The sequence below is a fragment of the Stutzerimonas stutzeri KOS6 genome, from assembly GCF_000307775.2.
In the GTDB taxonomy this organism is placed as follows: Bacteria; Pseudomonadota; Gammaproteobacteria; order Pseudomonadales; family Pseudomonadaceae; genus Stutzerimonas; species Stutzerimonas stutzeri_B.
In genome coordinates this window covers 654,267-676,007 of the sequence record NZ_KK020677.1, presented here as the reverse complement: position 1 = coordinate 676,007, position 21,741 = coordinate 654,267, and the positions used below count along the sequence as shown (strand labels likewise).

Sequence of the window (21,741 nt, the reverse complement as noted above, 5' to 3'; positions counted from 1 at the left end):
CTACCGGCCGATGTCATCCCGGCATGGATCGCACCTCGATGAACAAGGCCTGCGGCACCGTAGGGTGGATGACGCTTCACCCATCCACCGACCACGCCGATGGTGGATGAACAAGGCGTCATCCACCCTACACAACCCGTGAGCGTCGGCATCAGAATTCCACTCCTTTCTGCGCCTTGACCCCGGCCTTGAACGCATGCTTGACCAGGCCCATCTCGGTGACGGTGTCCGCCGCCGCGATCAGCCCGGCCGGCGCGCCACGGCCGGTGACCACGACGTGCTGCAACAGCGGCCGCGATTCGATATCGGCGAGCACCGGTTCGAGTTCCAGATAACCGTATTTCAGCGCGATATTCAGCTCATCCAGAACTACCAGACCGATCTCGGGATCAGCCAGCAATTCGGCCGCCACTGCCCAGGCCTCGCGGGCCTTGGCGATGTCGCGTTGGCGGTCCTGGGTCTCCCAGGTGAAGCCCTCGCCCATGACGTGGTAGCGAACCTCGTCCGGGAAGCGCCGGAAGAACGCCTCCTCGCCGGTGCTGGCCGCGCCCTTGATGAACTGCACCACACCGACCTTGATGCCATGGCCGAGCGCACGCGCCACCATGCCGAAAGCCGAGCTGCTCTTGCCCTTGCCGTTGCCGGTGTGCACCAGCAGCAGGCCATACTCCTCCTGCGCCTCGGCGATCTTCTCGTCGATCAGCGCCTTCTTGCGCTGCATGCGCGCCTTATGGCGATCGTCGCGTTCGCTGGATTCGCTCATGCGCGGGCCTCGTCACGCTGCCCGGCCCAGGCGCGCAGGCCGACGAACAGCAACGCGGCGACGCCGACATACAGCGCCAGGGTCGACAGGTAGCGCGGGTAATAGGTGGCGATGCGCTCGGCCAGCAGCGCCAGGGTCGGCTCCGGGTAGCGCCCGGAGAAATACAGGAAGCCGCCGCCAGAGAACAGGTAGCAAACGAAGGCGCTGGCCATCACGCACAGCGCCAGCATCGCCAGGCTGCTGGCCTGATCGCGATGCCAGCGGGCGTAGAGCCGACCGCCGAGCCACAGCGAACCGTACGCCGGCACCAGCATCCAGTAAGCCGGCGACATGCACCAGTCACTCACGCCAGCCCACTGGATGGCGGCGAAATCCAGCAGCGATGCCTCGAGAAACAGCGCCGGAAACACCCACTTCGGCCGTAGCAGCACACCGGCGAGGAAGAACACCGCCCAGGACGCGCTGGGCAGGTTCACGCTGGCGAAGTGCTGACCGCGGGTCATGGCCAGCAGCGCGGCGAGCGCAAGGCCGACCAACAGCTGGTATCTCGGGGCAAGCTTGATCATTGCAGTCTCCTTCGTTGGGCGCGGGCGAAATACCCGCGCCGCAGTCTTAAAGCGCCTGGTAGCGCACGCTCAGGTAGGCGGCCTGGCCGGGCTGGTTGTAACCCTCGGCGGTCTCGTAGTCGGCATCGAGCAGGTTGGCGACGCGCGCCTGCAAGCGCCATTCGGGGGTGATGCGGTATTCGCCACGCAGATCGAGAGTGGCGTAGCCGGACAGCTCCTTGGTATTGGCCAGGTCGTCGTAACGCTGCCCTTCGGCGTGCAGGCTGGCACCGACGCTGAAGGCACCCAGCCGACGGTTGACATCGAGGTTGAACAGCTGCTTGGCCCGGCGCGCCAGCTCGTTGCCGCGGTTGGCGCCGGCGGAGCGGTTCTCCGGTTCCAGCAGGCTGTAGTTGGCATTCCAGTCCCAACCGAGCACTTGGCTGCCGAGCACCAGCTCGACGCCGCGAATGCGCGCCTGCTGCACATTGGCCGGTGCGGAAATGCTGGCGTCATAGGCGATCAGGTCTTCGACCAGCGTGCGATAGGCATTCACCGCCCAGTGCCCCCAGCCATGCTGGCCGGCGAGGCCGACTTCGAGGCTATCGGAGGTTTCCGCATCGAGCGCCGGGTTGCCGTAGTTGGGGAAATACAACTCGTTGAAGGTCGGCGCCTTGAACGCCGTGCCGTAGCTGATGGTGCCGCGCAACCAGTCGGTCAGCGCATAACCGTAGCCAATGTTGCCGGTGTCGTGCTGGCCGAACTGCTCGTTGTCGTCACGACGCAGCGACAGCTGCCAGTCATGGCGGCCGACCTCGCCCAGGTACTGGCTGAAATAGCCGTCATTATTCCGGGAATCCTCGGCGTAAACCGTGGTGCCGTTGATCTCGTCGCGCTGGTGGTCGGCGCCCAGGATCAGCGTATGTCCGACGGCCAGCTCGATGTCGTTCTGCCAGCCGAATGTGTCGCGACGGCTGTCGAAGCGTGAATAGAACTGCCCGTCCTGCCAGGCATCGGATTTGTCTTCGCTGCGTCCGGCCTGCAGCGTCACCAGCCATGGCTCCAGCGGGCTGAAGCGCGCACGGGTGCCGAAGACCTTCGATTCGCCGTCGGCATTGACACCGAAGCCGGAGGTGCGGGCCCGGTTCACGCTGTCGTAGTCGTTATGTGAGCGGGCCTGCAGCAGGTTGGCGTCGAGCTGCAGACCATTGTCGAAGCGGTAGCCGGCGCTCAACGTCGCGGACAGGTTGCGATAGCCGTCGGCATCGCTCTCGTAGCCGCTGGTGTCTGCCGACTTGACGTTGATGCCGTCGGTGTCCGAGCCGCTGACGCCCAGGCTGTACCAGCCACGGCCGTCGCCACCGGAGATGCCGGCGCTGCCGTTGTAGCTGTCATGCGTGCCATAGCCTGCCGAAAGGAACGGCTTGATGCCCTGCCCCTGGCCCTTGCGGGTGAAGATCTGGATCACCCCGCCGATGGCTTCCGAGCCGTACAGGCTGGAACGAGGCCCACGCACCACCTCGATGCGCTCGATCAGCTCCAGCGGCAGATCCTGCAGCGCCGCGCCGCCGCCCGAGACCGAACCGATCTTGATGCCGTCGATCATCACCAGCACATGGTCGGATTCGGTGCCACGCATGAATAGCGAGGTGGACTTGCCGGGACCGCCGTTGTTGGCCAGCGAAACACCGGGCACCTGCTTGAGCAGTTCGGGCAGCGAGTTCGCCTGGCTGCGCTCGATTCGCTCGCGGTCGAGCACGGTCACGGCCGCCAGGCTCTGCTGAGCGGTCTGCGCGGTACGGGTGGCGGTCACCACCTGCTGCTCGAGGTCCAGCGGCGCTGCGGCCAGTTGGCCGATGAAAAGGGGAAAACTGCCGAGCAGCGCACAGGCCGCTGGCTTGAAACGGAATTTGCCAGTCAAGGTTCAGGTCTCCGTCGTGCCCACCCGCACGACTGAAAGTCGACGAAGACAGACGGAGGAACAGCAAAAGAGAAGTGAATACCGCGAAGGATATGCACCCGCCCAGCGCCCGCCGCACTGTCAGTGAAATGCGACAGGCCGGTCTCCGGGCTTGCGAGCGTACGCCTTGCAGCGTCCCGAAACCGCGCCTTCCCGTGCGTTGAGCACAGTGGCTTGATGCGGTTTCTCGACTCGCCTACCGTTGCGGGGGCAGCGCCGGAATCTTCGTGAGAATGGACCGGCTTCCCTGTTTCACCCCTCCTCTGACGAGGGGGGCACCTGAGGCGACGCGGAGGTTAGTCCAAGGCCGGGCCTGGCGCAACCTCAGGCTTGTCTCAGCGCCTTGCAATTTCCGCTTGCATCTCACTGCTCGGAACGGCGGACGGCGAAAGGCTTCGAATGCAACAATGCCTTCGATCAGCCAGGAGCCAGAACCCGCCCCATGACCAGCATCGTGCAGATATCCGACACCCATTTCGGCACCGAAACGCCTTCCGTCGTCCAGGCGCTGGAAGACCATGTGCGTGAACACCGCGCCGATCTGCTGGTGTTTTCCGGCGATATCACCCAACGCGCCCGACGAGTGCAATTCGCCAGTGCCGAAGCGTTCGTCCGCCGCCTGGAAGCGGATGGCGTGGGCAATACGCTGGTGATCCCGGGCAACCACGACATCCCGCTGTACAACCTGTTCGCGCGGCTGTTCACACCCTACGGCAACTACCGTCGCCACTTCGGCCAGGAACTGGAACCGGTGTTCGAAAACCAGGCCATGCTGGTGATCGGACTCAACACCACCCATCCACGCCGGCACAAGGACGGCGTTGTAACCGCGCGACAGGTCGATCAGGTGGCACGTCGGCTGGCCGACAGCGACCCGGACAAGGTGCGTATCGTGGTGGCGCATCAGCCATTCGGCGCGATGGTGCCGAGCGACCTGAGCAACCTGCAGCACGGCGCCGCGCCGGCACTGCAGCGCTGGGCCGAGCATGGGCTGGATCTGGTCATGGGCGGGCACATTCACTTGCCCTATGTGCTGCCGCTGTCCAGGCAGTATGCAGGCCTCGCGCGCGAGATATGGATGGTGCAGGCCGGCACCACCCTTTCCACCCGCCTGCGCGGCAGTTCACCCAACTCGTTCAATCGGCTGAAGCTGCATCCTGGCGAGCAGAAAAAGGTGTGCGTCGAGCGCTGGGACCTGCTGGACGGTCGCTTCGTGCTGGGCTCGCACTTCAACCTGAGCTGGTGATCCCGGCTCTCGCGCGTGGTGATCAGCCCATCGACAGACCGATCAGGTAGACACCGGCGAAGCCGATGTTGAAGGCGATGAACAGGTAGAGCATGTACCGCAGGTAGCTGCCGAAGGTCAGCCCCGGCACCTTGCTCATGGCGACGATGCCCGACGCCGAGCCGATCACCAGCAGCGAGCCGCCGACACCGACCGCGTAGGTCAGCACCATCCACTCGGCCACGCCCATCTGCAACCCGGACTTGAGCAGGGCCGCGGTCAGCGGCACGTTGTCGATAGCGGCCGACATCAGGCCCATCAGGTAGTTGGCCATCACCGCCGGCACTTGGTCGTAGATGAGCACCAGCCCGTCGAGCACGCGGATCTCCTTGAGCATGCCCACCAGCAGCAGGATGCCGAGGAAGAAGAACAGCGTCTCGAACTCGACCTGGCGCACGTACTCCAGAATCGGGTCGGAATCATTGTCATCGCTGAAGAAACGGGCGATCAGGAACATCACCGACAAACCGGCGAGGAAGGTCAGCACCGGCGGGATCTGGAACAGGAAGTTGCCGATGATGGTGCACAGGATGGTGCACAGGAAGATCAGCGCAATGGCCACATCGACGCCACGCACGTCATTGCGATGGCCCTGCACCACGACTTCGCCACGCATGCCGATCGACAGCATCGCAGCCAGCACCATCACCGCGATGAACGCCGGTACGGCCAGCGCCAGCAGCTGGAGAATCGCCACCTTGCCAGCGAGGAAGATCATCAGCGTGGTGACGTCACCGGTGATCAGCGCGACGCCACCGGAGTTGACGGAGAAAACCACCAGCGTTGCGAACTTGATGGTCTTGGCCCGATCCAGCTGCAGCGAAAGGATCAGGGTGATGGAGACCAGCGTCGCGGTGATGTTGTCGGCCAGCGACGAGAACACGAAGCAGAAGGTCGCGGTGAGGAACAGCAGCGCGCGCTCACTGATTCTTTTCGGCAAGACGAGATAGATCAGGTTCTCGATCATGCCCTTCTTGTTCAGATAGGCGACGAAGGTCATGGCCGCGACCAGGAAGATCCACAGACCGGCGATCTCGGCGATGTTTTCGTTGAGGCTTTCCAGCACGGTTTCCCGCGCCTCGCCCGCCGGCGCAAAGATGAACAGCAGCAACCAGGCCAGGGTGCCGAAGAACAGCGTCACCTTGGCCTTGTTCACATGGGTAATTTCTTCGAGCACGACACCAAGCAGCGCCGCCACCGCCAGAGCGATCAGCACGTACGTCAGCAATTCAGGCATAACTCACCTAAGGGAGAAGTAAGGAAAGGGCTTGTGCACAGCAGGCTGCGCACGGGAGGAATTGGGGATGCGCATGGTAGCCAAACGGCGCGGCGAGGGATATCACCTGATGTCAAACAGGGACTGTTTCATTATGTGAGCGGCAGCAAAGTCCGGGTGGCTACGAACGCGTCTCGACGCCGGGCCGCTCAGGGGTTGCGGGCCAGTTGCTCCTGGTCGAGCACGCGCTTGGCGCCCAGATAACTTTTCTGCCAGTAGCCGGCAGTAAGACTGTCCAGGCGTACCGTGCCGCCAGACGATGGCGCATGAACGAAGCGGTCCTGGCCCACGTAGATGCCGGCATGGCTGACCCGGCGTCCGCCGCTGGTGGCGAAGAACACCAGGTCACCTGTCTGCAGCGCATCGCGCCGCACGGAAGGGCCGCGCAGATTGCTCATTTCCCGGGTCGTGCGAGGAAGGTTGATGCCGGCCGCGCCGCGGTAGACATAGCCGATCAGGCCACTGCAGTCGAAACCGCTGTCCGGCGTATTGCCACCCCAGCGATAAGGCGTACCGACCAGACCTATTGCGCTGAACAGGACATCCTCGGCGGCGCCGGGGACGGCCTGGGGAATGCTGGGCGTCTGCACCACTGGCGGCGTGGGCGCGCGCCCGGCACAGGCGGTCAGCAGCGCAAATAGAACAACCAGCGTGAGACGGGCCGGATAGTGCATGGCAGAGCGGTCCAGGCAAATGAGCCATCACTCTGCCGGCATGCGGGGCAAGACGCAACCCCGCCAGACGGCTGGATCAGTGCTGCGTCGTGTGCGGTCCCAGGCCCGAAGCCAGTGCGAGAACGCGCTTGGCTTCCATGTAGCTGGCACGCCAGTACGTGTCATCCAGGCTGTCGACACGGACGCCACCGCTGCGGCTGCTGGAAGCGTGGATGAACTGGTCGTCGCCAATGTAGATGCCGGCGTGGCTGACCCGACCGCGGCCACGATTGTTGAAGAACACCACGTCGCCGGGCTCCAGCTCGTTGCGCTTGACCACAGGCGCATCGAGATTGATCAGCTCGCGGGTGGAACGCGGCAGCTCGAGCCCGGCTTCCTTACGGAACAGAAAGCCGACGAAGCCGCTGCAATCGAAACCGGTTTTCACCGAACTGCCACCGTAACGATACGGCGTACCAACCAGGGTGAAGCCGCGCTCGAGGATGCTGTCGGCCAGCTGTGGCAACTGGTAGGCGTGCTCATCGGTGAGCTCGGCCAGTGACTCTTCCTCGCTCTTGTCGAAGGTCTTGAAGTCGAACTCGGCCAGAGGGTGGTGCGACAACCGAGGCGATACGACCTGCTGCTCGGTCGGTACGGGCTGGCCGGCACAGGCGCTCAGCAGAGCGATGAATGCGAGAGGCACGAGGGGTGCGAAGCGTTTAAGCATGAACACAGCCGTGTCGATGATTCGAAAAGTGTCGGCGACTATGCCCGCTATCGCGCCGATGATCAAATTCAATCGCAGGAAATGTGACGAATCAGCTGCGCCAGGGCGTCTGCGGCGCGTCCTTGCAGACGCACGTCAGCCAGCGGGCTGACATCGGTGGGCTGCAGGTTCACCTCGGCGATGAAGCCGCCGGCCTGTCGCACTCGCCATATCGGCTCGAGGATGTAGCCGAAGCTGGCGGTGGTTCCGACCACCAACACGGCGTCGAAGCCGACCCGCACCTGCTCCTGCAGCGTCATCAGGGCGGCTTCCGGCAGCATCTCCTCGAATAGGACAACGGCTGGACGCAGCACACCGTCGCAGGCTTGGCAACGCGGCGGCAGCGGCCCGTCCAGCAGCGATTGCAGCGATTGCGAATCGACGTTGCCGCAGCGCATGCACGACAGTGGCGTCAGCTGACCATGAATCTCGATCAACCGCTGCGGCGGACTACCGGCACGACGGTGAAAGCCATCGATGTTCTGCGTGAGCACCCAGGCGCCGGGCTTGCGCCGCTGTAACTCGGCGATGGCGCAGTGACCGGCGTTGGGTTCGGCCTGCAGGCAGGCCCGGCCGATCTCGGCCAGGTATTTCCAGCACAACGCCGGATCGCGTCGCAGCGTCGGCCCGGAGAGTGCCACCTCGATGGCCAGGCCGTCTTCGGTTTCCCCGTTATAGAGCCCGCCCAGGCCGCGATAGGTGGGTAGTCCGGAATCGGCCGACAGCCCGGCACCGGTGATGATCAGAATGCGCTCGGCCCCGGCCAGGGCGCGAGCGACCTTGTCGATGTCCATGAATGGTTGCGTGCCCGGTTCGATGGCAGTCCCGCGGGGACTGATGGCCGCCCCGCGACCACGGCCATCAGACTACGAACAGCAGCGTTCGACTGCAAAGTCATTCGCCCCGATCAGCCCAGCCGCGCCTGGAACAGCACGGCGTAGCCCATAACGCAGAACAGCCACGCCGGCAGCGGCCCGAGCAACCAGCGCCAGCCCCACCACCGCGGCACGAAACCGACGCCATGCACAAAGCCTGCGGAAATCCCCCACATCACCAGCATCAACTGCGGATGGCTGTAGCCGCCCTGCCCGTCGAGCATCGCGGCCGGATGGATCAGCAGCACCAGCGCCAGCGGTGCCGCCAGCAGCAGCGAAAGCATACGGCTGAAAGCGCCGTAACCGCGCCCATGCACGAGACTGCTCACGGCTCGGCGTCCAGATCCTGGGTGGCTTCCAGCCACAGCGCATTGATGATGCCGAAGCTACAAGCCAGCAGCACGCCGAGAATCCAGGTGAAATACCACATAGTCGTTTCTCCTTGCGCGGCGGGCGACGACCCGCTCGCTCAGTCAGTACAGGCCGTGGGGGTTGGCTTCGATGGTCTTCTGGTTGAGCCGGCCCCACATGCGGACATAGCTCCACAGCGTGTAGCAGAGAATCAGCGGCACGAAGAGGCAGGCCACGACGAACATGATGCCCAGCGTCTTGTGGCTCGACACCGCATCCCAGAGGGTCAGGCTCGACGCCGGGTCCAGGCTCGACGGGAAGACGAAGGGAAACAGCGCGAAACCCGCGGTGCAGATGCTGCCGACGATCATCAGGCTGGTGCCGAGGAAGCTCACCGCGCCGCTGTTGCGGCTGGAGCCGAGCAACGCCAACAGCGCGCCGACGATCCCCGCGACCGGCGCGATCCGCGTGATCGGATAGCGAGCGTAGTTGGCCAGCCAGCCGAGGTTGTCCCGCGTCACCTGCTTGTCCAGCAACGGGTTGAGCGCCGCGCCCGGGTCTGTCACCGAAAGCTGGCTGAAGCCCTCGATGCCCAGCGCCAGCCAGACCCCTGCCGCAACGAAGCCGAACAGGAAGACCAGTGCGCACAGGCGCGTGGCCTGGCGCGAGCGCTCGCCCAGCGCACCGTCGGTGCGCAGCATCAGCCAGGCGCCGCCGTGAGCGCTGAGCATGCTCAGGCTGACGATGCCGCAAAGCAGCGCGAACGGATTGAGCAGCGCGAAGAACGAGCCGTGGTAGCTCGATCGCATCAGCTCGTCGAGCTGGAACGGCAGGCCGAGAAACAGGTTGCCGAAGGCCACGCCGAATACCAGAGCCGGCACCGCGCCACCGACGAACAGCGCCCAGTCCCAGGCACTGCGCCAACGCGGGTCCTGCACCTTGCTGCGATAGTCGAACCCGACAGGCCGGCAGAACAGCGCGAAGAGCACCAGCAGCATCGCCCAGTACAGCCCGGAAAAGGCCACCGCGTAGACCATCGGCCAGGCGGCGAATAGCGCACCGCCTGCAGTGATGAACCAGACCTGGTTGCCGTCCCAGTGCGGGGCGATGGTATTGATCGCCACGCGCCGCTCGTTGTCGGTCTTGCCGACGAAGGGCATCAGCGCCATGGCACCCATATCGAAGCCGTCGGTGAGTGCGAAACCGATCAGCAGCACACCGATCAGCACCCACCAGACGAGCTTGAGAACCTCGTAATCGAACATCTTGCTTACCTCACACGGCGGTAGGTTCGGTGGGTGCGTCTTTTGCCGACACCGGTACGGCGACGGCCTCGCGCAGCTTCTGCATGTGGCTCGCCGCAGACGCTTCCAGTTCGAAGTGATAACGGCCGGTATGCAGGCTGCTCGGGCCGAGCCGCGCGAAGCGGATCATCAGGAACATCTCCACCACCAGCAGCAGGCTGTAGAAGGCCACCAGGGCGATCAGCGAACCCCAGATGTCCCCCGCGGCCAGGGTCGAGGTGGACAGGTGGGTCGGCAGCACTTCGGCGATGGACCACGGCTGACGGCCATGCTCGGCAACGTACCAGCCGGTCTGTGCCGCGATCCAAGGCAGCGGCAGGCTGAACAACGCGAACTTCAGCAGCCAGGGCTTGTTCTCGGCGTTGCGCTTGATCGACGCCCAGCTCGCCAGAGCGAACAGAACCAGCATCAGAAAGCCGGCAACGACCATGACGCGGAAGGTCCAGAACAGGCTGAAGACGTCGGGAATGGTGTCCAGCGCGGCGAGCTTGATCTGCTCGTCGCTGGCGTCCACCACATCGGCGCTGTACTTCTTCAGCAGCAGTCCGTAACCCAGATCCTGCTTGACTTCGTTGAAGGCGGCGATGGCCTCCGGCGACTTGTCGCCGGCCCGCAGTGCTTGCAGCCGCTGGTAGGCGAGCATGCCGTTGCGGATGCGCAACTCATGCTCGGCGACCAACTGCTTGATGCCCTTGACCTCCTCGTCCAGCGACCGGGTAGCGATCAGCCCCAGCACGTAGGGAATCTTCACCGCGTAGTCGGTGCGCTGCTCCTGCTGGTTCGGCAGACCGAACAGAGTGAAGCCGGCCGGCGCCGGATGGGTGTCCCACTCGGCCTCGATGGCAGCGAGCTTGACCTGCTGCACATCACCGATCTCATAGCCGGACTCGTCGCCCAGGATGATCACCGAGATGGTCGAAGCCAGGCCGAACACCGCGGCGATGGCGAACGAACGGCGGGCGAAGCCCAGATCGCGCTTCTTCAATAGGTAGAAGGAAGAAATCGCCAGCACGAAGATCGCCCCGGTAACGTAGCCGGCCGACACGGTATGGACGAACTTGACCTGCGCTACCGGGTTGAACAGCAACGCGCCGAAGTCCACCAGCTCCATGCGCATGGTCTCGAAGTTGAACGCCGAGCCCACCGGGTTCTGCATCCAGCCGTTGGCGATCAGGATCCACAGCGCCGACAGGTTGGAACCCAGCGCCACCAGCCAGGTCACGGTCAGGTGCTGCACCTTGCTCAACCGATCCCAGCCGAAGAAAAACAGGCCGATGAAGGTGGACTCGAGGAAGAACGCCATCAGCCCCTCGATGGCCAGCGGCGCACCGAAGATATCGCCGACATAGTGGCTGTAGTAGGCCCAGTTGGTGCCGAACTGGAACTCCATGGTCAGCCCGGTGGTGACCCCCAGGGCGAAGTTGATGCCGAACAGCTTGCCCCAGAACTGGGTCATGTCCTTGTAGACCTGCTTGCCGGTCATCACGTAGACCGACTCCATGATGGCCAGCAGGAAAGCCAGGCCCAGGGTCAGCGGCACGAAGAGAAAGTGATACATCGCCGTCATGGCGAACTGCAGACGGGATAGATCGACAACGCTTTCCGAGATCATCTCGGCCCTCCCTCGGGGTTCGAACCCCGCGAATCAAGCAAATGGTCGGCAACGCGCACCGAACCGTTCTCGGGAATGCTGGGGGCATCGAACCAGACGTTTTTTATGGTTATCAGGAGCGCGACCTTGACCAGCAGTACCAGCACCACGTCTCGCCTGAGCGATGACCTGAACATGCCTACCTCCTTGCACGACTGCAGGCGGCGATTGAAGGCCCCCTTGGGGTGGGGGCCGAAACCCGGACGCTGCGGTCCCGGCTCAATCGCTTGACCTCGAACCTACCCGTGGAAGCGCTGCTCTGGTTCGAGGCGGACAAAGTGTCCGGCCTGCCTCCCACGGCGACAACTGCGACAGCCTGCCCCACCCGGCCGCCGCTGTTCGCGCCGTCGCGGCGCTTCGCTTGGAATACCGGCGGTGCCGGCAAGCGACGCAACGCCGGGCGCGACGCGACCGCCCCAATGCGGCGCCCTGTCGCAGTCATGGCACTTGCAGCCAGCGGCGAAAGCCGTTGCCGGCGGTGGTGGACAGCGGGCTCCAGGCGAAATCCCAGGGTGCTGGCGGCAACTCTTCCTGCTCGGCAGCAGGCGCCCGACCACTTTGGCGTACCCGCGGCTTCCAGTCGAAGACATGCTCGCTGCCGCCCCGCCAGCCCAGCACGATGCCGATTGCCGGGCTATCGTCGCTGGCAACCCAGCGCGCAGCGGCGGCGATCATCATGGCCTCGATATGCTCCGGCTCGATCAGCTGGCGGAAGTCGGAAGCCAGCAACCAGCGGCACACCCCGAGATGGAAGGCCCAGTTGAGCGCGAGCTGTCGGCCGTAGGCCCAGGTCATGAATTCGCGAAAAATGTTCAGGCCCTCTGGCGGGTCGAGCTTGAGCAGTCGTGGACAGACATCGAACAAGGCATGCCAGTACGGCAGCAACTTGGCATCCAGATGCACGAAGCTGCGTGCATTGCTGGGATAGTCGGGAAAGGGCAGCCGATAGCCGACGCGGCTGTCGGCGCGGGCGAATCGCTCCATCATGGTCATGGTGAATCCCCTGAATTGACCGTGCCGTCGGAAGGTTCCGACAGATATCCGTCCTGCCTGCAGCCGGACGGCGAGATGGGTCAGCCGGGGAACATCAGGGCGCGCGCGGGTTCAGTGCCGGCCAGTGATGGCGGGAAGCATGGTGCGCAGGAGATGGCAGTCGCCTCGCGTGCGGCGCCCGGCGGCCCAGCCAGGCCAGGGCGAACAGCACGACGACGGCGAGATAGGTCGAGCTGCACAGCGGGCAGTCGAGCGAATGCTGGGATAGCTGGTGAGCGTCGGAAGCGACCGCCGCGGGGCCTGCAGCCGCATCGTCGGTGACGCAGAAGGCATCCTGCCCCATCGCCAGCTCGAAACCGACATGAGTGGCGTGGTTCAGGCTGCAGACAAAGGCGTTGAGCAGGATGCAGGCGAGGAGCACCCATACGATCTGCACGCGTTTGTCTTTGACGATGGTCATGTTTCGACTTTACACCGCACGCGTCACGGCAGCGCTGCGCCAAACCGTCGCAGATCGATCAGTGGTTGACCGTGAACGCCAGCATCGCTGACAGCTGGGACAGCGGCCGGCCACTTTCGGCCTGCCAGTGGTTGAACGCAGCCTGAACCGCGGCCTGGTCGCGCTGGCTGCTGGGAACCCTGTCGACGATCTGCTGGGCCTTGAGCGCAGCGACCACGTCATCGCTGGGGACGAAGGTATCCTTGCCGGCCATGCGCAGCAGGCGCGGCGCCGACAGCCCGCCGAGCTGGCTGCCATGCTTGGCGAGATAGCGCCACAGGCCAACGATGTCCTCGCTCGGCCAGTCGGCCAGCAGATTGCCGAAACCGCCCTTCTGCCGCGCTACATCAAGCACGAACTGCGCGTTGCGCGGTACGCTCTTGAGCTTGCCGAGATGGCGAATCAGCCGGGTGTCCTGCATCAAGCGCTCGATATGCTCGCCGCCCATAAGCACCGCCTTTTCCGGATCGAAACCGAAGAACGCCTGCTCGAATGCCGGCCACTTGGCATCCACCAGGCTGTGCTTGAGACCGGCGCGAAAGATTCTCAGACTGATCAGCGAAAGGTAGCGGTCGTCCGAAACGCTGCGCAGCTCATCAGCACTGCGCGGTTGCGGCAGGCGTGCTTCCAGCGCCGCGGCCGAGCCGAAACGGTTGAGGCAGTACTCGTGCAGCCATTTGTAGTCATGCATGGTCGGTATCCGGTTGCGACGGCAGCGGCACAGGGTGCCGACGACCGGCCCGCCTCGCAAGCCTGTCGTCGCCTGAGCGCAAACGATGGACAAGGCTGCGCGTTGTCCACCCTACGGCTCGCGCAGACATTCGCAGGCGGGCTCGCCGCCACAGGCGAGGCCGACGTAGGGTGGAACACCGACCGAGCGTTTTCCACCTGCCGCACTGCCGCGAAGGCGCAAGCGTGGCGGGTGGCATTCGCAGACCGCCGTGCAGTCAGCCACGCAGGCGCCGGGCCGCCTCGCGCAGGAGCCGCTCCGTGCCACTCCAGCCCAGGCAGCCATCGGTAATGGACACGCCGTAGCGCAGCTCGCCCGACAACGGCTGGCAGCCGTCGAACAGGTGGCTTTCGAGCATCACACCGCGCAGGCTGGTATCGCCGGCCAGGCGCTGCTCGATTACGCTTGCCAGCACGGCCGGCTGACGCAACGGGTCCTTGCCGCTGTTGGCGTGACTGCAATCGACCATGATGCTTGGCGTGACTCCCTGCTGGATCAGGGTCGCCCGGGCGGCGGCGACGCTCTCGGCAGCGTAGTTGGGCGCACCGTGGCCACCGCGCAACACCAGATGCGTATCCGGGTTGCCGCGAGTTTCCAGCAACGCCGGATGACCCAGCGCATCCATGCCGAAATGCCGGTGCGGATGCGCTGCCGAGCGCATGGCATCGCAGGCGATCCCCAGGCTGCCATCGGTGCCATTCTTGAAACCCACCGGCAGATCCAGACCACTGACCAGCTCGCGGTGGATCTGCGATTCGCTGGTACGCGCGCCGATGGCGGCCCAGCCGAGCAGGTCATCGAAGTAGCTGGCCGCCAAGGGCTGCAGCAGCTCGGTGGCCAGCGGCAGCCCGGTTTCGAGGATGTCCAGCATCAGCCGGCGCGACAGGCGCAACCCCTCGGCCATGTCCCCCCGACCGTCCAGATGCGGATCGTAGAGCAGTCCCTTCCAGCCTATGGTGGTCCGCGGTTTCTCCACATAGGCGCGCATGACCAGCAGCAGTTGATCGCTCAGCGCCGGAGCAAGGGCGGCGAGACGCTCGGCATATTCCAGGGCGGAGACCGGGTCGTGCAGGGAACAGGGGCCGACAACTACCAGCAGGCGTGGGTCGCGGCCATCGAGCACCGCGCGGATGGCGTTGCGATCGGCGTGGACCCGGGCGGCACGCGCGTCCGATAGCGGCAGGCGCTGACGCAGGACGGCGGGACTGGGCAAGGGCTGAGCACTGCGGCGGGCGGTGCTGGGCTGGCTGAGGCTGGGCTCGATATGGCTCTGAGCGGTGGCGGTGGCGGTGGCGGTGGCGGTGGCGGTGGCGGTGGCGGTGGCGGTGGCGGTGGTATGCATGATCTGGCGATTCCTTCGGTCGGCGCGGATCTTCCGCGCCGGCACTAGTCGAGTGTTCGGTCGTGTGGTTTCAGAACGGCAGCGCCAAAGCGGCTAAATCGCCAGTCGTAACGGTAGTAACGGTCGGTGCGGTAAGTGGTCATGGCGAATTTCCTCGTCGCGTTTGGCCGTAGTGGCCGGAAAAACAAAAACCCCCGGTCGGGTGGCCGACCGGGGGTTCGAAAACTGCTCTGGTGGCGACCCTGCTTGCTAGGGCGCCTGTGGGGTATCAGGCGCGCCTGTGGCTAAACCAATACCCAAAGTAATAACCGCCAACGGCGACTACCTGGCCACGCGCCGGCACGGTGCAGACGGCACCGACGTTGGCAAGGGACAGGGAAGCGAGGCTGAGGGACATGCTGATCTCCGAAATATGTCCTGAACCATACTCCAGCGCGCGGGCGGGTTTCAACCGCAATATCGATCGGCAGGGTGGCCTTCGGTGCCGTAGGGGCGCCACCGCCCTACAGGCTCATGACATCGACGAAGCGCGGCGTGGCGCTGTCGTCGATACGCAGGCTCTTGAAGTCGAACAGGTTGCGGTCGGCCAGCTGTGACGGCACCACGTTCTGCAGCGCGCGGAACATGATCTCGGTGCGTCCGGGCGACTTGCGCTCCCACTCCTGCAGCATTTCCTTGACCACCTGGCGCTGCAGGTTCTCCTGCGAGCCACAGAGGTTGCACGGGATGATCGGAAACTCCTTCATCTTCGAATACGCCTCGATATCCGCCTCGTTGCAGTAGGCCAGCGGGCGGATCACCACGTTGCGGCCATCGTCGGAGAGCAGTTTGGGTGGCATGGCTTTCAAGGTGCCGCCATAGAACATGTTGAGGAAGAAGGTTTCCAGGATGTCGTCACGATGGTGACCGAGGGCCATTTTGGTCGCACCGATCTCGTCGGCAAAGGTGTACAGCGTGCCGCGGCGCAGGCGCGAGCACAGCGAGCAGGTGGTCTTGCCTTCCGGGATCTTTTCCTTTACGACCGAGTAGGTGTCCTTCTCGATGATGTGGTATTCGATGCCCAGGTCCTTCAGGTATTCCGGCAGCACGTGCTCGGGGAAGCCTGGCTGCTTCTGGTCCATGTTCACCGCGACGACTTCGAACCTGATCGGCGCGACCTTCTGCAGATAGAGCAGCACATCGAGCATGGTGTAGCTGTCCTTGCCGCCGGACAGGCAGACCATGACCTTGTCGCCCTCCTCGATCATGTTGAAGTCGGTGACAGCCTCGCCGGCCAGGCGGCGCAGGCGCTTCTGCAGTTTGTTCTGGTTGACCGAAAGGGTACCCATGGCGAAAGTCCGGAAGAGTTGCGAAAGCCGCGCATTTTACGCGCAAAGCGCACCCGGGGTCTGTTCCCGTTTCATCACCCCATGCAATGTGACCCAGCCCCAGCCTGACGCCGCAGGCCCTGTGCTAGTCTCGCCCAATGGACGACCTATCCCCCGCACTGGATCTGCCAGACCACCTGCTCGTGCTGCTGCGTGAACATCCCGCGGGCTGCAGCGAATACCAACTGATCCAAGAGCTCAAGGGCCGGCGCAGCACACACGTTCCCAACCTGCCGCTGACCGACAAGCTGGTGCTGTTTCGCACGCACTTCCTGGTCTTCAACGCGCTCTATCTGTTGCGTGACCGGCTATGGGCCGAGGCCAGCGGCCATCTGCAGATCAGCCCCCTGCACATCCAGCTGTTGCCATATGCGAGCGCGAACGCCGGACTCGCCGAGCGGGATGCGCTACGCGAGTACTACCTCGACCTGTCCAATCTCAGAGACACGGACGAAGACGATGTCGATCGCCTGCTGGCCAGTTTCTGGACCCGCATGCAGGGCAGCGACGAGAAGCGTGCCGCTCTCGAACTATTCGAACTGGAGCGATCTTCGCAGCCGCTTACCCTGGAGCTGATCAAACACCGCTACCGTCAGTTGGTGAGCCTCCATCATCCTGACCGTGGCGGCAGTACCCAGCGGTTGCAGTCGATCAATCTCGCCATGGAAATACTCGAGCGCTATTACCGCTGACGACATAGCTTCGAAACGCTCTAACCCCGCTGATGCATTGCCGATTGGCATTTCTATACTGCGACATAAGGTCGCGCGCGCCGTCCTCGATGACGACCGCCAGGCGAAGCGACCCTCCATAAGCAGAGGAGACGCTGGCATGATCAATCACGTTTGGGGTTTGTTCACCCATCCCGGTCAGGAATGGAACGAAATACGTGGCGAGGAGGAAACCGTCGGCCATATGTATCTCACCCATGTGCTGCTATTGGCCGCGATACCGGCTGTATCAGCTTACATAGGTGCCACCCAGGTCGGCTGGAGCATCGGCGGTGGAGAACCGGTAAAGCTGACCGAAGCCAGCTGCATGCAACTGGCGATACTTGCCTACATCGCGATGCTGGCGGGTGTCGCCGTCATGGGCGGATTCATCCACTGGATGGCGCGCACCTATGACGCCAACCCGACGCTCACTCAATGCATCGTTTTCGCCGCCTACACTGCAACGCCGCTGTTCGTCGCAGGCCTGGCCGGTCTCTACCCGCACCTGTGGCTTGGCATGCTGGTAGGTACGGCGGCGGTCTGCTACACGGCCTATCTGCTCTACGTGGGACTGCCGAGATTCATGAATATCCCCGACGATGAGGGCTTCATGTTCTCCAGCTCGGTACTGGCCGTGGGGCTGGTGGTACTGGTGGCGATCATCGCGCTGTCTGTGATCACTTGGGGGATGGGCGTCGGACCGGTCTACATACGCTGAAGCAACTGCTGCAGGAAGCCGCCTTCGGGCGGCTTTTTCATGTCTTGCGGAATCCGTATCCGTCCCTGCGGCGAAAGGACCGTGGCCGCCAAGGGAAACCCTCACCGCATCTGCCGTTCTAAAGCCATAACGCCGCTGGTGACTTGCGCCTCGTGCGGCCCTCAAGGCAGACGGAGACACGTATGATCCCGCACTTACTGAAATTGCTGACCCGCCCCGATCAGGCGTGGGCCGACATTCGCCGCGACGAAGAAAAGAACAGCTCCAACTACCTTGTGCACCTGTTGCTCTGGGCGTTGCTGCCAGCCATCTGCATGTTCATCGGCACCCGCTACGTGGGCTGGAGTCTGGTGGAAGCAGAACGTATCTGGCTCGACACGCGTAGCGCTTTTCAGCTGAGCGCGCTGATCTACATCACCACCATCGCCGGCACCTTCATCATGGGGTTCTTCCTGCGCTGGATGTCACGCAGCTTCGATGCGCGCCCCACCTTCAACCAGTGCGTGGGCTTCATTGCCTACGTCATCACACCCTTCTTCCTGGCCGGGCTCGGCGCGCTCTATCCGACGCGCTGGATCGCAATACTGGTTCTGGTAGCGGCCGGAGCCTACTCCACCTACCTGCTGTTCGTCGGCCTGCCGACGTTCATGCGCATCAACAATCGGAACACCTTTCTCTATGGCGCCAGCACCTGGGGCGTCGGCCTGCTGGTGCTGGTCAATCTCAAGGTACCGATGATCCTTTTCTGGATGCTCGCCCTCGAGCCGACCTACGAACGCAATACGGTGCAGAACCAGAGCTACGGCTTCGAGGAAAATCGCCCGCAGGAGGAACCGGGCGGCGTGGATAACGAACGTCGCTTCAACGAACGACCGAACGAGTGACCAACGACGCTGCTCGGGCTACGGCAGTTTTGGCATAATGCCGGGCTGTCAGGAGTTACCCTATGCCCGAGCGCCTCAATGCCCGTGTCGAAGCCTGCTACGTGCTGGCCGAGCAGTTTTTCAAGCGCCGTTTCGAGCGACCGCAGGTCAGCTTCAAGCTGCGCGGCCAAAAGGCCGGCGTGGCCCATCTCAACCAGAACCTGTTGCGTTTCAACGAACAGCTGTATCGCGAAAACGCCGAGCACTTCCTGCGCCAGACCGTCGCCCATGAAGTGGCCCACCTGGTCGCTCACCAGATGTTCGGCCCGAGGATCCAGCCCCACGGCGAGGAGTGGCAGTTGATCATGCGTGGCGTGTACGAGCTGCCGCCGGATCGCTGCCATAACTATGCCGTGCGGCGCCGACCGGTGATCCGCTACCTGTATCGCTGTGGCTGCCCGGAGCAGGACTTTGCCTTCACCGCCCAGCGTCACGCTCTGGTAGCCAAGGGGCGGCGCTACTACTGCCGTCGCTGCAAGGCCACCCTGGCGTTCACAGGTGAACAACGCGTCGAATGATGCGGGCTCGCTCAGCCTGGCTAGAGCGCTTTCGCCCTCCAACCTGCTACCACGCAGAGCCCTGCCAGCAGTGCCATCAGCGGCAGCCAACCGGCGTGATCCCAGACGTACCCTGCGCCGTAGCCGACCACGCTTGACCCAAGGTAATAGGCACACAGGTAGAGTGCCGATGCTTGCGCCCGGGCACCTCCGGCATGCGCGCCCACCTGACCGCTGGCTACCGCGTGGGCTGCGAAGAAGCCAAGGGTGAACGAGCCGAGCCCCGCCACGATGCTCGCCAGCCAGGGCGTCGCGCAGAGCCCCACGCCCACCAGCATGAGCACGATGCCGCCGCGCAAAACCCGTCGCGCGCCGAAGCGCGATACCTGACGTCCAGCCCAGCCAGCGCTGAAAATGCCGGCCAGGTAGACCACGAACAGCAAGCCGATGAACGACGAAGAAAGCCCGAACGGAGCGCCAGCCAGGCGGAAACCGATGTAGTTGAACAGCGCCACGAAACTACCCATCAGCAGGAATCCCTGCAGGAACAGCACGCGCAGAGCCGGATTGGCCAGATGCACGCCGAAGTTCGCCAGCAGCACGCGCAAGGAGAGCGGCTGCGCCTTGAAATGCCGCGACGCCGGCAGCAGCCAGACGAACAGCGCCAGGGCCAGCAGGCCCAGCGAAGCAATACCCCCAAGCGCCAACTGCCAGCCGCCCAGGTCGCTCAACAGCCCGGACAGCAACCGCCCGAGCATACCGCCCAAAGCCGTTCCACCGATGTACAACCCCATCGCTGCCGGCAGCGACTCCGGATCGAATTCCTCTCCGACGTAGGCCATTGCCAGCGCCGGCAGCCCGCTCAGCGCCAGCCCCAGCAATGCGCGCAACACCAGCAGCGGTTGCCAGGACTCCACCACTACGCAGGCCAGGCCGAGGAAGCTCGCCAGCCCCAGCGCGATCGCCATCACCGGCTTGCGCCCCCAACTTTCGGCAAGTGCGCCAGACACCAGCAGGCAGAGCGCCAGCGACAGGGTCGTCAGAGACAGCGCCAGGCTGCTGCTGGCAGCGGACACGGAAAAGTGCGTCGCCAGCAGGGGCAGCAGCGGCTGAATGCAATACAGCAGTGCAAAGGTAGCGAAGCCGGCACAGAACAGTGCCAGCGTGGCCCGCCGATAGGCAGGCGTACCGCGTTTCAGATGTTTCGGAGCGGTCATCGGGGCTTCTATTCCGGCACTGAAGGCCGTGAAAAAAGTTACTCTGGCTAGTGCGCGCCCAAGCGCCCGCGCAAAAGCACGCAGGAGCAATGCGCCGTGCAGCAGCCTGAAAATCAAAAGCCCTGAACGATTGCCAGGGCTTTGGTTGGTTCTGGCCTGGAGTCAGGCCTTGGGCAACGTCACGCCACGCTGACCCTGATACTTGCCGCCGCGGTCACGATAGGACACCTCGCACTCCTCATCCGACTCGAGGAACAGCATCTGCGCCACGCCCTCATTGGCGTAGATCTTCGCCGGCAGCGTAGTGGTGTTGGAGAATTCCAGGGTCACGTGACCTTCCCATTCCGGCTCCAGCGGCGTGACGTTGACGATGATGCCGCAGCGCGCGTAGGTGCTCTTGCCCAGACAGATGGTCAGCACGTTGCGCGGGATGCGGAAGTACTCGACGGTGCGGGCCAGGGCGAACGAGTTCGGCGGAATGATGCAGACGTCGCTCTTGATGTCGACGAAGCTTTTCTCGTCGAAGTTCTTCGGGTCGACGGTCGCCGAATTGATGTTGGTGAACACCTTGAATTCATCGGCGCAGCGCACATCGTAACCGTAGCTGGACACACCATAGGAGATCAGCCGGTCGCTACCCTCGGTGCGCACCTGGCGCTCGACGAAGGGCTCGATCATGCCGTGCTCCTGGGCCATGCGGCGAATCCACTTGTCCGATTTGATGCTCATGGCTGACGTCCTGATAGGTTGGAATGGGCGTGCGAAGACGCGCATCTTACCGAGCCTCGCGCGCGTGTTAAAGCTCAGCCACGATGCGCGCCGCAGAGCGGGCCACACCGCAACGGCACCGCTCGGCGAAGAAATCCAAAATAAAGCTCGCTTTGCTCCAGAAAAAAGGTATTGTTACTGGGCTGCTGCTGCATGTGTCACCGTGAATCGCTACATGTTTAGATTTCGATCCAAATATCGATACGACTCCTATCTCCTTGCACACAGTGATGTTCGGACCTTTTCAGTCCGCACTTTATTCTTCAAAACTTGGTTCAAGGAGACATCAAATGTCCAATCGCCAAACCGGTACCGTCAAGTGGTTCAACGATGAGAAAGGCTTCGGCTTCATCACTCCGCAATCCGGTGACGACCTCTTCGTACACTTCCGTGCCATTCAAGGTGACGGCTTCAAGAGCCTGAAAGAAGGCCAGCAGGTCTCCTTCGTCGCTACTCGCGGCCAGAAAGGCATGCAAGCTGAGGAAGTTCAGGTTATCTAACCTGAGTCTTCTCTGAAAAAGCCCCGCTTCGGCGGGGCTTTTTTG

At 63.5% G+C, this 21,741-nt stretch carries 25 protein-coding genes and 1 riboswitch; of the genes, 6 read left to right on the top strand and 19 right to left on the bottom strand.

Features of this window, described 5'->3' with window-relative positions; genetic code table 11:
* Window positions 1–151: 151 nt before the first annotated feature.
* Genes cobO through btuB form a run of 3 tightly spaced genes read right to left on the bottom strand, consistent with a single transcriptional unit; the run spans window position 152 to window position 3,229 of the window.
* A complete protein-coding gene (gene cobO, locus B597_RS43525; RefSeq protein WP_003292575.1) occupies window positions 152–763 on the bottom strand; it encodes a cob(I)yrinic acid a,c-diamide adenosyltransferase in 612 nt (203 codons plus the stop codon).
* Entirely contained in the window at window positions 760–1,329 is a 570-nt protein-coding gene (locus tag B597_RS43520; RefSeq protein ID WP_003292573.1) for a hypothetical protein, read from the bottom strand. The genes cobO and B597_RS43520 overlap by 4 nt, the downstream gene beginning before the upstream one ends.
* A gap of 46 nt (window positions 1,330–1,375) precedes the next feature.
* The gene (btuB, locus tag B597_RS43515; RefSeq protein WP_003292572.1) at window positions 1,376–3,229 is read right to left on the bottom strand and encodes a TonB-dependent vitamin B12 receptor; all 1,854 of its coding nucleotides are present in this window, start codon (window positions 3,227–3,229) and stop codon (window positions 1,376–1,378) included.
* A gap of 118 nt (window positions 3,230–3,347) precedes the next feature.
* Window positions 3,348–3,566: riboswitch (cobalamin riboswitch) on the bottom strand.
* Between the two features lie 144 nt (window positions 3,567–3,710).
* On the opposite strand from btuB, the gene B597_RS43510 reads away from it, so the two are divergent.
* Window positions 3,711–4,514, top strand: a complete 804-nt coding sequence (locus B597_RS43510; protein WP_003292570.1) for a metallophosphoesterase family protein — start codon at window positions 3,711–3,713, stop codon at window positions 4,512–4,514.
* Window positions 4,515–4,536: 22 nt separating this feature from the next.
* Here B597_RS43510 and nhaD read toward each other — a convergent pair whose 3' ends face one another.
* From nhaD to ttcA, 14 genes are all read right to left on the bottom strand, one after another.
* Complete coding sequence (gene nhaD, locus B597_RS43505; protein WP_003292569.1) at window positions 4,537–5,790, bottom strand: sodium:proton antiporter NhaD; 1,254 nt, start codon at window positions 5,788–5,790, stop codon at window positions 4,537–4,539.
* Window positions 5,791–5,978: 188 nt separating this feature from the next.
* Window positions 5,979–6,503, bottom strand: a complete 525-nt coding sequence (locus tag B597_RS43500) for a C40 family peptidase (protein WP_003292568.1) — start codon at window positions 6,501–6,503, stop codon at window positions 5,979–5,981.
* 76 nt (window positions 6,504–6,579) lie between these two features.
* Window positions 6,580–7,209 carry a C40 family peptidase gene (locus B597_RS43495; RefSeq protein WP_024162465.1) on the bottom strand — a complete coding sequence of 210 codons (630 nt, stop codon included), beginning with the start codon at window positions 7,207–7,209 and terminating at the stop codon, window positions 6,580–6,582.
* A gap of 68 nt (window positions 7,210–7,277) precedes the next feature.
* Window positions 7,278–8,042 (bottom strand): NAD-dependent deacylase, encoded by a 765-nt coding sequence (locus B597_RS43490; protein WP_003292565.1) that lies wholly within the window; start codon window positions 8,040–8,042, stop codon window positions 7,278–7,280.
* 113 nt (window positions 8,043–8,155) lie between these two features.
* Window positions 8,156–8,407: a cyd operon YbgE family protein gene (locus B597_RS43485; protein WP_192939435.1), complete on the bottom strand. Its 252-nt coding sequence runs from the start codon at window positions 8,405–8,407 to the stop codon at window positions 8,156–8,158.
* A 41-nt stretch (window positions 8,408–8,448) separates the two neighbouring features.
* Window positions 8,449–8,553 (bottom strand): cytochrome bd-I oxidase subunit CydX, encoded by a 105-nt coding sequence (cydX, locus tag B597_RS46720; RefSeq protein ID WP_003292563.1) that lies wholly within the window; start codon window positions 8,551–8,553, stop codon window positions 8,449–8,451.
* A 43-nt stretch (window positions 8,554–8,596) separates the two neighbouring features.
* Window positions 8,597–9,739: a cytochrome d ubiquinol oxidase subunit II gene (gene cydB, locus B597_RS43475; protein ID WP_003292562.1), complete on the bottom strand. Its 1,143-nt coding sequence runs from the start codon at window positions 9,737–9,739 to the stop codon at window positions 8,597–8,599.
* A gap of 10 nt (window positions 9,740–9,749) precedes the next feature.
* Entirely contained in the window at window positions 9,750–11,390 is a 1,641-nt protein-coding gene (locus B597_RS43470) for a cytochrome ubiquinol oxidase subunit I (protein ID WP_003292561.1), read from the bottom strand.
* Window positions 11,387–11,566: a cytochrome oxidase putative small subunit CydP gene (cydP, locus tag B597_RS43465; protein ID WP_003292560.1), complete on the bottom strand. Its 180-nt coding sequence runs from the start codon at window positions 11,564–11,566 to the stop codon at window positions 11,387–11,389. Before cydP ends, B597_RS43470 begins: the two co-directional genes overlap by 4 nt.
* Before the next feature lie 301 nt (window positions 11,567–11,867).
* Complete coding sequence (locus tag B597_RS43460) at window positions 11,868–12,422, bottom strand: putative natural product biosynthesis protein (RefSeq protein WP_003292559.1); 555 nt, start codon at window positions 12,420–12,422, stop codon at window positions 11,868–11,870.
* A gap of 94 nt (window positions 12,423–12,516) precedes the next feature.
* A complete protein-coding gene (locus tag B597_RS43455) occupies window positions 12,517–12,882 on the bottom strand; it encodes a DUF2946 domain-containing protein (RefSeq protein WP_003292558.1) in 366 nt (121 codons plus the stop codon).
* Window positions 12,883–12,940: 58 nt separating this feature from the next.
* Complete coding sequence (locus B597_RS43450) at window positions 12,941–13,612, bottom strand: DNA-3-methyladenine glycosylase I (RefSeq protein ID WP_003292557.1); 672 nt, start codon at window positions 13,610–13,612, stop codon at window positions 12,941–12,943.
* 256 nt (window positions 13,613–13,868) lie between these two features.
* Window positions 13,869–14,993: a 3-deoxy-7-phosphoheptulonate synthase gene (locus tag B597_RS43445; RefSeq protein ID WP_024162464.1), complete on the bottom strand. Its 1,125-nt coding sequence runs from the start codon at window positions 14,991–14,993 to the stop codon at window positions 13,869–13,871.
* A gap of 503 nt (window positions 14,994–15,496) precedes the next feature.
* Window positions 15,497–16,321 carry a tRNA 2-thiocytidine(32) synthetase TtcA gene (ttcA, locus tag B597_RS43440; protein ID WP_003292555.1) on the bottom strand — a complete coding sequence of 275 codons (825 nt, stop codon included), beginning with the start codon at window positions 16,319–16,321 and terminating at the stop codon, window positions 15,497–15,499.
* Between the two features lie 137 nt (window positions 16,322–16,458).
* On the opposite strand from ttcA, the gene B597_RS43435 reads away from it, so the two are divergent.
* The 4 genes from B597_RS43435 to B597_RS43420 all read left to right on the top strand — a co-directional run bounded on the left by B597_RS43435 (window position 16,459) and on the right by B597_RS43420 (window position 19,232).
* A complete protein-coding gene (locus B597_RS43435) occupies window positions 16,459–17,052 on the top strand; it encodes a DNA-J related domain-containing protein (protein WP_003292554.1) in 594 nt (197 codons plus the stop codon).
* A gap of 139 nt (window positions 17,053–17,191) precedes the next feature.
* Window positions 17,192–17,791, top strand: coding sequence for a Yip1 family protein (locus B597_RS43430; protein ID WP_003292553.1), 600 nt, complete (start codon window positions 17,192–17,194; stop codon window positions 17,789–17,791).
* 182 nt (window positions 17,792–17,973) lie between these two features.
* Complete coding sequence (locus B597_RS43425; RefSeq protein WP_003292551.1) at window positions 17,974–18,675, top strand: Yip1 family protein; 702 nt, start codon at window positions 17,974–17,976, stop codon at window positions 18,673–18,675.
* A 62-nt stretch (window positions 18,676–18,737) separates the two neighbouring features.
* Window positions 18,738–19,232: a SprT family zinc-dependent metalloprotease gene (locus B597_RS43420; RefSeq protein WP_003292550.1), complete on the top strand. Its 495-nt coding sequence runs from the start codon at window positions 18,738–18,740 to the stop codon at window positions 19,230–19,232.
* Between the two features lie 20 nt (window positions 19,233–19,252).
* Here B597_RS43420 and B597_RS43415 read toward each other — a convergent pair whose 3' ends face one another.
* On the bottom strand, window positions 19,253–20,428 hold the full coding sequence (locus B597_RS43415) for an MFS transporter (RefSeq protein ID WP_003292549.1): 1,176 nt from the start codon (window positions 20,426–20,428) through the stop codon (window positions 19,253–19,255).
* A 162-nt stretch (window positions 20,429–20,590) separates the two neighbouring features.
* Window positions 20,591–21,157 carry a dCTP deaminase gene (dcd, locus tag B597_RS43410; protein ID WP_003292548.1) on the bottom strand — a complete coding sequence of 189 codons (567 nt, stop codon included), beginning with the start codon at window positions 21,155–21,157 and terminating at the stop codon, window positions 20,591–20,593.
* Window positions 21,158–21,486: 329 nt separating this feature from the next.
* On the opposite strand from dcd, the gene B597_RS43405 reads away from it, so the two are divergent.
* Window positions 21,487–21,696 (top strand): cold-shock protein, encoded by a 210-nt coding sequence (locus tag B597_RS43405; protein WP_003282211.1) that lies wholly within the window; start codon window positions 21,487–21,489, stop codon window positions 21,694–21,696.
* Window positions 21,697–21,741 lie beyond the last annotated feature (45 nt).